This is a genomic window from Nitratireductor sp. GCM10026969 (assembly GCF_042660605.1).
Classification (GTDB): domain Bacteria; phylum Pseudomonadota; class Alphaproteobacteria; order Rhizobiales; family Rhizobiaceae; genus Chelativorans.
The window spans coordinates 1-10,585 of record NZ_JBHSUM010000145.1; the positions used below are offsets into that span (position 1 = coordinate 1).

10 protein-coding genes are annotated in these 10,585 nt (G+C 64.7%); all 10 read left to right on the plus strand.

The window, feature by feature from the left end; all coding sequences use genetic code 11:
• Nucleotides 1–989: NAD/NADP octopine/nopaline dehydrogenase family protein (locus tag ACFP9U_RS20415; protein WP_378624269.1), on the plus strand; the 989-nt coding region annotated here is incomplete at its 5' end.
• Nucleotides 990–1,106: 117 nt separating this feature from the next.
• Nucleotides 1,107–2,216, plus strand: coding sequence for an ABC transporter substrate-binding protein (locus tag ACFP9U_RS20420; protein ID WP_378624271.1), 1,110 nt, complete (start codon nucleotides 1,107–1,109; stop codon nucleotides 2,214–2,216).
• Nucleotides 2,217–2,357: 141 nt separating this feature from the next.
• Nucleotides 2,358–3,344: an ABC transporter permease gene (locus ACFP9U_RS20425; RefSeq protein WP_378624272.1), complete on the plus strand. Its 987-nt coding sequence runs from the start codon at nucleotides 2,358–2,360 to the stop codon at nucleotides 3,342–3,344.
• Complete coding sequence (locus ACFP9U_RS20430) at nucleotides 3,341–4,126, plus strand: ABC transporter permease (RefSeq protein WP_378624274.1); 786 nt, start codon at nucleotides 3,341–3,343, stop codon at nucleotides 4,124–4,126. The genes ACFP9U_RS20425 and ACFP9U_RS20430 overlap by 4 nt, the downstream gene beginning before the upstream one ends.
• A 1-nt stretch (nucleotide 4,127) precedes the next feature.
• Nucleotides 4,128–5,222: an ABC transporter ATP-binding protein gene (locus ACFP9U_RS20435; RefSeq protein ID WP_378624275.1), complete on the plus strand. Its 1,095-nt coding sequence runs from the start codon at nucleotides 4,128–4,130 to the stop codon at nucleotides 5,220–5,222.
• A gap of 290 nt (nucleotides 5,223–5,512) precedes the next feature.
• Entirely contained in the window at nucleotides 5,513–6,367 is an 855-nt protein-coding gene (locus tag ACFP9U_RS20440) for an AraC family transcriptional regulator (RefSeq protein WP_378624277.1), read from the plus strand.
• Nucleotides 6,368–6,431: 64 nt separating this feature from the next.
• A complete protein-coding gene (locus tag ACFP9U_RS20445; RefSeq protein ID WP_378624285.1) occupies nucleotides 6,432–8,555 on the plus strand; it encodes a TonB-dependent siderophore receptor in 2,124 nt (707 codons plus the stop codon).
• Nucleotides 8,549–9,355, plus strand: a complete 807-nt coding sequence (locus ACFP9U_RS20450; protein ID WP_378624279.1) for an ATP-binding cassette domain-containing protein — start codon at nucleotides 8,549–8,551, stop codon at nucleotides 9,353–9,355. The genes ACFP9U_RS20445 and ACFP9U_RS20450 overlap by 7 nt, the downstream gene beginning before the upstream one ends.
• Nucleotides 9,352–10,242 (plus strand): iron-siderophore ABC transporter substrate-binding protein, encoded by an 891-nt coding sequence (locus ACFP9U_RS20455; protein WP_378624280.1) that lies wholly within the window; start codon nucleotides 9,352–9,354, stop codon nucleotides 10,240–10,242. The genes ACFP9U_RS20450 and ACFP9U_RS20455 overlap by 4 nt, the downstream gene beginning before the upstream one ends.
• Nucleotides 10,235–10,585 (plus strand): iron chelate uptake ABC transporter family permease subunit (locus tag ACFP9U_RS20460; RefSeq protein WP_378624282.1); only part of this gene is annotated, 351 nt, incomplete at its 3' end. The genes ACFP9U_RS20455 and ACFP9U_RS20460, both read left to right, overlap by 8 nt.

Here is a 10,585-nt window from a genome sequence, read left to right on the forward strand (position 1 = left end):
GGTCGCCGTCGGGCGAGCGCACCAGGCGGCTGGCGGCCGGTGAGCCTCTGACGGCCACCGGCGCGGTGGAAGGCACATTCCATCCAGGCATCGCCGACAGTGCCGAGGCGCTCGTGCGCGAGGCCGACGTGCTGCTTGTCGCCGTCCCCGGCTACGGGCACAAGGCCGTCTTCGACGCCATCGCGCCGCACATCCGCCCCGGGCAGGCTGTTGTCATCTCCTCGCATGCCTCCTTCGGCGCACTCTATCTTTCGCGGTTGCTCGCCGACCGCAAGGTCATGGCACCCATCATCGCCTGGGGAACGACGGCGACGACCGGGCGGCAGCCGAGCTATGTCGAGGCGAGCGTGAACACGGTGCGCAGCAAGATCGACATGTGCACGCTGCCCGAAACGCGTTCGGCCGAGGGACTTGCGCTCTGCCGCCGCCTTTTCGGCGACCGCTTCGTGGAGCGCGAAGGCCTGCTCGCCATATCGCTGTCGAACCTCAATCCGCAAAACCACATGGGCATCGCCCTGTGCAACATGACGCGCATGGAGCACGGCGAGACCTGGAGCCAGGGCTTCAACGTCACACCCAATGTCGGCCGGCTTCTGGAGGCGCTTGACAGAGAGCGGCTCGCGATCGCCGAGGCCCTCGGCCTTTCCGTGCGCACTATCTTCGAGCATTTCCACCTGTCCTTCCACGTGCCGCAGGACACGGTCTCGAACATGAACCAGGAGATGCACCGGCAGGGCCGCGGCGGCACGGGCCCCGCAACGGCGGACAGCCGCTATGTCACGGAGGACGTGCCCTATGGGCTTTTCGTCACCGTGAAGCTCGGTGAGATGACCGGGCGCGAGGCGCGGCTTCACCGTGCCGGGGTCGAAATCTTCTCCGCCCTCTACGGCCGCGACTTCGCAGGCGAGAACAGCCTTGTTCCGGCACTGGATCTGGACCGGATGACGCTCGATGATCTGAAGGCGCTGACGCGGAGCGGTTTTGCCTGAAAGGCGGCGTGACAGGTGCCGCAAGGAATGCGAAGAAGGGGCCGCGAAGAGCCCCGCAAAATCAAGGCACGGGAGAACCCGTGTGACAGGATACCAACCAGAAGAGGGAATATCGCCATGAGCAAGTTCGCAACGAGCCGCAGAGGCTTCATCAAGGCAGGTGCGGCGGGCGCATCCATGCTGGCTTTGCCGGCCTATCTGCGCTCCACCGCCGCGCGGGCGTCCGGGGTGGTCAATGTCTGGACCTATGCCAACTTCATCCCGGACGATTTCAAGGCCGAGTTCGAGAAGGAGACCGGTATCCGGATCAACGTCCGGCTCGTTGACGACCAGGGCAAGCAGTTCAACTTGCTGGCTGCCGAAGCACCCGAGCCCACGGTCGACATCGTTACGGTCGCGGGCCATCGGTTCCTGCAGTTCATCGACTCGGAGCTCCTCGCCCCCCTCGATACGGACCGCCTGACGCACTGGGACAACATCAATCCGGTGTATTCGGAAAGCGACTGGGCCACCATCAACGGCAACAAGTGGGGCGCGCCAGTCCTGTCGGGCGCCGAGGTGCTGGCCTACAACACCGAAGTCGTCAGCGAAGACGAGGTGAAGAGCTGGGATGTCATGTTCGACCCGAAATACCAGGGTCAGACGGCCTATATCATCCAGGACATGATGTCCGTCATGATGCTCTACATGGGGTATGACGGCAACATGATCGAATACAAGGACAATCCCGAGAGGGCGGCGGAGATCGTCACGGAGGTGCGCGACTTCCTCATCGAGCACAAGCCGATGGTGCGCAAGTACTACGACTCGGGCGCCGAGATCCAGCAGATGTTCGTCAATCAGGACGTGGTGCTGGCGCACGCCTGGAACGGCCCCATCGCGACCCTCATCGCGGACGGTTTCCCCGTCGACATGACCATTCCGAAAGAGGGGACCTACGGCTTCGTCTATACCTTGAACGTGACCAACAACGGTCCTAATCAGGACAACGCCTACAAGCTGATCGACGCGCTTCTGGCGAGTCCGGAAGTGGGTGCCGCGATGACGCGGTCCTCCGGTTTCATCTCCACCTTCAAGGGTGTCGACCAGCATCTGAGCGAGCTCGAGCGGAAAGCCTCCTCCTTCACCGATGAAGAACTTGAGGGCCTCCAGTTCTTCAGGGCCGAGGCGAACGACCTGAAATACGAACTCGTCGACCCGGCCGTCGAGGAGATCAAGGCGGCTTGACGACCACGGGAGAACGGAGCGGGCGACTTCGCCCGCTCCTGCGGTTTCCTTTTTGCCCCGTCTTGGACGCCTGTCGACGGGGCGCTGCTCCGAGGCGCCTCGGCAAGGGACGCGGTGCGCTAGACGGATGATCGCCGGAACATGACGCAGACGGACATAGAGCAGGCCGAACTCGGCTCGGCCACGAAAGATGGCGGAAAGCGCAGCCTCTGGGGTGCGCTCCTGACCAACGGCCTTTATCAATCGATCACGGAGACGCTGTTCAAGACACAGCGCCGGCAGTTCGTGTTGCTGGCGAGCTTTCCGCTGTTCTGGGTCTTCTTCGCTCACCTTGGCCCCATCGTGGAGATGTTCTGGATCAGCTTCCTCGACTCCTATCCGCCCACGGCCGGCCAGGAGCCGCAGTTCACGTTTCAGAACTGGGCCGCCTTCTTCAACGAGCAGATCTTCATTATTCCATACTTCCGCACGCTCGCCTTCGCCACCGTGCTGACCTTCTCCACGCTCGTCATCACCTATCCGGTGGCCTATTTCCTGGCCAAGCATGTGAGCCGCAAGAACCAGCTTCTTTTGCTCCTGCTTCTTCTCATCCCCTTCTGGGTGGGCGAGATCGTGCGCACCTATGCGATCATGATCCTGCTCGGCAACAACGGTGCGGTGAACCTCATTCTCAAATGGCTGGGGCTCATCGAGCGGCCGATCCCTTTCATGTATACGAGCTTCTCGCTGGGCATGGGCATCATCTATCTCACAGCGCTTTACATGCTCCTGCCGCTATACTCGGCGCTGGAGAAGATTCCGCGCAACTATCTGGAAGCCGGGGCCGACCTCGGCGCCGGTGCCTGGACCCGCTTTCGCCGCATCACGCTGCCGCTCTCCAGGGAAGGCATCGCCTCGGGCTGCACGCTCGTCTTCCTGATCTCGACCGGCTACTACGCGACCCCGGTGCTGCTTGGCGGACCGAGCACGACCGTCTTCGCAGAGACGATCGCCGGCTTCTTCCACGTCGCCGGCGACCAGTGGCCGACGGGCGCGGCATTCTCCGCGATCATGCTGATCACCACGCTCGCCATTGCCGGGATTTTCCTCAAGCTGATGGGTCGTGACGGGAAGGGGATGATGCAATGACGCGTCACACCCGCATCCTCATGTCGGTCATTTACGGCGCCTTCGTCGTCTATCTCTTCGTGCCGCTCGTCCTCATGGTGCTGATGGGCTTCAAGGATTCCAAGTTCATCGGCTTCCCCATCACGGGCTGGACGATGGACTGGTATCTGGGTGTCTTCCAGGATACCGAGGTGCTGACGGTCTTCGCCTATTCCATGACGATCGCGGTCTCCTCTACCCTGCTTTCACTCGCCATCGGCACGTGGATCGCCGCCTTCCTCGGGCCCAACAGGTTTCGCGGCAAGCTCATCATCTTTGCGCTCACCTGCCTGCCGGCGGTCATTCCCGGCATCATCTCGGCCATCTCGCTGCGCATCTTCGCGCGTCTGCTCGACATCGAGCCGGGGATGCTGGCCATCATCCTCGGTCATACGGTCCACAACGTGCCCTTCGTGGCACTCGTCGTCATGGCGCGCCTGTCGACGCAGCCGAAAAGCCATGTCGAGGCTGCGCGCGATCTCGGTGCCGACAGTATCGTCGCCTTCTTCCGCGTGACGCTGCCCTATCTGAAGCCCGCCCTGATCGGCGCCGGCATCTTCTGCATGCTCCTGTCCTTCGACGACTTTGTGCGTGCCTTCTTCCTCGGCGGTTATCAGCCGACGCTGCCTGTGCTCATCTTCGCCATGCTGCGCTCGGGCATGTCGCCGGAGATCAACGCCATCTCGACCATCGTTCTCATCCTGACCGCCGTGCTCGGCCTGTGGGCCGAGCGCTCCATGCGGCGGCTCAACAAAGGTGCCTGACATGAGTGGCGAAAAGGACGTCATCGTCCATCTGGACAAGATCACCAAGCGCTTCGGCAAGACGGTCGCCGTCGACCGGCTGGACATGCAGATCATGGCCGGCGAATTCGTGACCTTTCTCGGCCCCTCCGGCTGCGGCAAGTCGACGACCTTGCGCATGCTGGGTGGTTTCGAAACGCCGGACGAGGGCCGCATCGTCCTCGACGGGACGGATGTGACGCGGCTGCCGCCCAACCGGCGCGACGTCAACATGGTCTTTCAGGATTACGCGCTCTTTCCGCACATGACAGTCGGGCAGAACGTTGCCTTCGGGCTGGAGCTCAAGGGTAAGGGACGGTCGGAGATCGACCGGCGCACCGGCGAGCTTCTGGAGTTTCTCCAGCTTGGTGGGTTCGAGGAACGCACGCCTGACCAGCTCTCCGGCGGCCAGCGCCAGCGCGTGGCGCTGGCGCGCGCTCTGGCGCCCGATCCGAAGCTGCTTCTGCTGGATGAGCCGTTGGGCGCACTCGATGCCAAGCTGCGCGCCCAGGTTCAGGTGGAGCTCAAGGACATCCAGAAGCGCACCGGCAAGACCTTCTTCTTCGTCACCCACGACCAGGACGAGGCGCTGACCATGTCCGACCGCATCGTGGTGATGAATGCCGGACGGGTGGAACAGGCCGGCACGCCGGAGGATCTTTATTTTCGCCCCGTCAGCCGTTTCGTGGCGGAGTTCATCGGCGAGACCAACCTTCTGGAAGGCAGGGTGCGCGGCAGTGACGCGGACGCGATCGTCATCGACTGGAACGGTGTCGAGCTGCGCGGCTCCGCGCATGGCCACCGGCCGGAACCGGGCGAAAATGTCATGGCCGCCCTGCGGCTCGAGAACGTGGCGTGCCATCCCGACAAGCCGGCCGCGGCGAATGCGGTCCAGGGCCGCATCGTAAGCCGGCTCTTCAAGGGCAGCCGCACTGCCTTGGACATCCGCGTCGGCGAGCGCGACGACGCCGTAATCAAGGCCTATGTCGATGCGGCCAAAGCGCAGGGCCTGCCGCAGGACCAGCTCTGGATAAGCTGGGACATCGAGCGGCTGACCCTCCTCAAGGACTCCGCCTGAGACACGTCTTCGCGTTCGGCCGAGCGCGGGCCCTCTGCGATGAATGCACACGGTCCGAAGCGTTAATCGCCGGGCGGGAGGCGCGGTCACATGCCCGTGCCCCTTGAGAGTTGCGGCAAATGACAGTAATAAACTGATAAGAGAAGTCAGGTTTAAGCAATCCCCCTTTCTCGGCACTGATCGCATCGGCCATGTTCCACCCCCAGATGGAATCCCGCGTCAGCGGCGTCACCATTCTCGCAGACCTGCGGTGGCGGGCATGGCCGGGGCTCATCGCGGATGTTTGGGACGTGGCATGCGAATCCCGCGCCCGGGGAGAATACGTTTCGCGCGCCCCGCGCCTCTTCATGCTCTTGGAGAGCGATCCCGCCACCTCCATCGATCTCATGTGCGCATCCGACGCGCGGCCGTGCGCGACACTCGGGCCCCAACGCCCGATGTGCTTCGTGCCGGCGGGGATGCCGCTCTGGTCGCGCCTGAATGGCGGCGGGCGCTTGCGGCACCTCGACATTCACTTCGACATCGACGCCCTTTCAAGGCGCTTTCCCGGCATTGTCGGGCGCGGCCGCTGGGACAGGCCGAGACTCATGTTTGCCGATCCGCGGCTGATGGCGCTGGCGCGGCTGTTCGCGCTGGAGTGTTGCGAGAAGAACGAGGCTGGCCCCGTCTATGACGAGAGCCTGGTGACGGCATTGCTGGCCGCCATGGGGACGGGTGAGATCGAGGCGGCGGGCGAGGGCGGCCTGACGGCGCACCAGCTCAGACGGGTGACCGGATACATCGAGCAGAATTGCGCCCGCAATATCCGGCTGCAGGAACTGGCCGGACTGGTGGGGCTCTCGCCTTCCCACTTTTCGCATCTCTTCAAGGCGGCCACCGGCCTTCCGCCCCACCGCTGGCAGTTGCGCAGGCGCGTGGAACACGTGAAGGCCATGCTGGCGGCGGGCGAAACGTCCCTGACGGAGGCGGCGGTCGCCGCCGGTTTTTCCGATCAGGCGCACCTCACCCGTGTCTTCCAGCGCTTCACTGGCGCAACGCCGGCGGCATGGCAGCGCCGGCTCGGCACGCGATATCGAGCGGGGCCGCAGGCGTTTCGTTCAAAAGAGCGGAAGAACGTTCAATCCTCCACATCGAACTTGAGTTAGACGCTCACCTTATGTCGCCGGCCGGGGCCGGCCCGTCTCCGGGGGATGAGCATCGATGATGATTATGCGTGCGGTAAAGTTGGCGTTCCTGGGAAGTGCTGCGACGGTCGGCCTATCAAGCGGTGTCCTGGCGCAGCAGATGGATTCGGACGCGACACGGCTGGAGCGCATTGAAGTCGAAGGCGAAACGGCGACGGGACCAGTGGACGGCTACGTGGCCGGGCGCACGGCGACCGGCGCCAAGACCGACACGCCGTTGAGTGAAATCCCGCAATCGGTGTCCGTCATCGGCCGCGAGGAAATGGACGATCTCGGCGCCGACAAGGCCGACGAGGCTCTGCGCTACGCCGCCGGCGTCTTTGCCCAGCCCTTCGGCTACGACAGCGATACGAACTGGATTTTCATCCGCGGTTTCCAGGCCACCCAGACCGGCGTCTATCAGGACGGGCTGCCACTCTACAGCTATGGCTTCGGCGGCTTCTTCATCGACAGTTTCACACTGGAGCGTATCGAGGTGCTCAGGGGTGCGTCCTCCGTCCTCTACGGCGGCAGCAACCCCGGCGGTCTGGTCAACTATGTCAGCAAGCGCCCGACCGGCGAGCGGCGGCGCCATGCCGAGACCTGGATCAACGATGCGGGCAAGGCCTCCCTGGGCTTCGACCTCCAGGACCGGGTGAGCGACACGCTCGACGCCCGGCTGGTCGGTCTCGTCAGGGGCGGCGACGGCTACACCGATTTCGAGGAAGGGTACCGCCGTGTCGTTTCGCCTTCATTCACCTGGACGCCGGACGATGCCACGAGCCTGACGGTGCTCGGCAATTTCACCTATATGGACGAGGTGCACGGGGGCGGCGGTTTCCTGCCTTACGTGGGCACGGTCGTCGATGCCCCGTTCGGCCGCATCAGCCGCGACGCCAATTTCACCGAGCCGGACATCGACACCTATCTGCGCCGTCAGGCCTCGCTCGGCTACGAATTCGAGCACACCTTCGACAGCGGCTGGACTGTGCGGCAGAATGCGCGCGCGGGCTATGCCGACCTGCACGAAGTGGCGCCCTACCCCTATGGCTATGTGGGCTTCTCGCCGACTCCGGCCGGTCCCGACAATCTACTCGAGCGGATCAACTTCGAGCATCGGACCAAGACCACCACCTTCCTCCTCGATAACCAACTCGAGGGAACGGTGGAGACCGGACCACTGCAGCACCGGCTGCTCTTCGGGGCCGATTACAAGTATTTCCGCATGGACCAGGTCCAGGCCTCGAGCACGGCAACGCCGATCAGCGCGACCGATCCGATCTACGGCACCCCGCAGCCGGCTCCGGTTCCCTATATCGACCAGGAAGTGACACAGCGGCAGGTGGGGTTCTACGTTCAGGACCAGATCCGCTTCGGCGGCGGCTGGATCACCACGCTAAACGGGCGCTATGACTACGTGGCGACGAAATCCGAGGGGACGTCGGATTTCGATACCTCCGATGGCGCCTGGAGCGGTCGCCTCGGACTGGCCTACCAGTTCGCCAACGGCGTGACCCCCTATGCGAGCGTGTCGACCTTCTTCAATCCCCTCTTGGAAACCACCGCAACGGGCGAGCTTTTCGAGCCGGAAGAGGGCTACCAGTACGAGGCCGGCCTGAAATACGAGCCCACCTGGATGGACGGTATCTTCACCGTCGCCCTGTTCGACCTGACGCGCCAGAACGTCGTCACCGGGCCTTTCCTCGCGGAAACGCAGATCGGCGAGGTGAATTCGCGCGGCGTCGAATTCGAGGCTAAGGCCAATCTGACGGATAATTGGCGGGCGCGGGCGGCCGTGACCCTGCTGGACGTCGAGACCACCAGCGACGAGGATGCCAGCCTGATCGGCAAGACGCCCACGGCGGTGCCCGAACAGCAGGCGGCGCTGGCCCTCGACTACACCTTCAACGAGGGCCCGCTCGACGGCCTGACGCTGGGCGGCGGCGTACGCTATGTCGGCTCGTCCTGGGCGGACGACCAGAACACGCTGAAGGTTCCGTCCTCCACCGTCTTCGATGCCCGGATCGGCTATGAAAGGGGCAACTTCGGCGCCGACCTCTATGTGACCAATCTCTTCGACGAGGTCTATGTGGCAAGCTGCCAGGAAGCGCTCAGCTGTGCCTACGGCGAGGGCCGGTCGATTAAGCTCAAACTGCATGCGACATGGTGACGAACGACCGGGAGAGACAAGGGACGGAAGCGCTCTACCGCCTGGAGGGCGTCCGCTTTTTAGCGGGCGGCCAAGATATTCTCGGTCCGGTCGACGCCGTTTTCGAGCGCGGCCGGATCCATGGCCTCATCGGCCCCAACGGGTCCGGCAAGTCGACGCTGATGCGCATGCTCGCCCGGCAGCAGCGGCCAAGTGCCGGCAGGGTCCTTTTTCGCGGTGAGGACGTCTTCTCCTTTTCCGAGCGCGCCTTTGCCCGGCAGGTTGCCTACATGGCCCAGTTCGCACCGGCCGCGGAAGGGCTGACCGTCGAAGAGCTTGTCGCCCTCGGCCGCTTCCCCTGGCACGGCGCCCTCGGCCGTTTCGGTGACGCGGATGCCGAGAAGGTGGAGGAGGCGCTCACCGCGACCGGTCTGGGGCTCCTGCGAGGGCGGCTCGTCGACAGCCTCTCGGGCGGTGAGCGCCAGCGCGTCTGGCTCGCCGTGATGATCGCGCAGGAGGCCGGTTGCCTGCTTCTCGACGAACCCACCTCCGCCTTGGACGTCGCCCACGAAGTGGAGATGCTGACCCTTCTGCGCCGGATGACGGGCGAACGCGGCGTCACCGCGATCGTCGTGCTCCACGACATCAACATGGCCGCGCGCATCTGTGATGCGCTGGTGGCGTTGCGCGACGGCGCCATCGTCGCCGAAGGGCCCCCCGAAGAGGTCATGCGCAGCGATGTGTTGGCGCGCATTTACGGCATCGGCATGGGAATTCTCGAGCACCCGCGGACGGGCGCACCGATAGGCTACGTCGAATGAGGCGGCCGGTGCTGACACGACGTGCTTTCCTGGGCTTTTCGGCTGGCGCGGTCCTGGCGGCCGGAACCGCCGCCGCCGCTCGCATTCGCGTTGCGGCGATCGATTGGGCGATGCTGGAGACAGCGCTGGTGCTCGGCATCCTTCCGGTTGCGGCGACCGAACTCATCCAGTACCGCAAGATCGTGGTCGAGCCGCCCGTCCCCGAGACGACGGCCGATATCGGCCTGCGTGGCACGCCGAACTACGAAATGCTGCGCCTCGCCGAACCCGACCTCATCCTGTCCTCGAATTTCTACGCCGCGCAGCACGCCAACTTTGAACGGATCGCGCCGGTTGTCTCCGCTCCCGTCTACGAGCCGGGAAACCCGACCTACGCGCTGGCCGAAGGGGCGGCGCGGACGATTGGCGCTGCAACCGGCCTTCAGCGGGAAGCCGAGGATCTTGTCATACGGAGCGCCACCACGCTCGGCACATATGCGCGGCTTCTCGAGCCGCTGACCGACAGGCCGGCCTTCGCCATCAGCATCGGTGATGCGCGGCACTTCCGCGCCTTCGGCCCCGACAGCATGATCGGCGACGTGCTGGCGCGGCTCGGCTTTGAAAACGCCTGGCATGCCGGCACCAGCTATTCGGCCGCAGCCCCGGTGGGTTTCGAGGCCCTGGCCGAGGTGCCGGAAGCGCGCGTGGTCATCGTCGAGCCGATCCCGCCCGACGCGGGGCCTGGACTTCTGGAGAATGCCCTGTGGCAAGCGCTGCCCATGGTCCGCGAGGGCCGCGTGGTCACGATCGCGCCGGTCAATCACTTCGGCGGACTGCCCTCGGCCATGCGCTTCTGCCGATTGCTGGCCGATGCCGTGGGCGGGCAGGCGGGAGAGGGCCGTGGCTGAAAGAGTGTCTGCGCATCGCCCGTGGCTCTGGAGCGGCCTCTTCTGCCTTGCCGCCGTGCTGACCGCGTTCCAGGTTGCGGACCGGGTCGTCCCCTGGTCCGCCGGCGGCCTGGCCTCCGATCTTGACCGCGCCATCCTCTTTTACGGCACGCTGCCGCGCATCGCCGTCGCATTGCTCGCCGGCGCGGCGCTTGGGCTTTCCGGCTACCTGTTGCAGCGTGTGCTGCGCAATCCGCTTGCCGAGCCGACCACGCTGGGCATCGCCTCGGGCGCGCAGCTCGCGATGGCGGCGGCGACCCTTTATTTCCCCGCCGCGATGTCCTGGTCCCGTGAGGCGATGGCC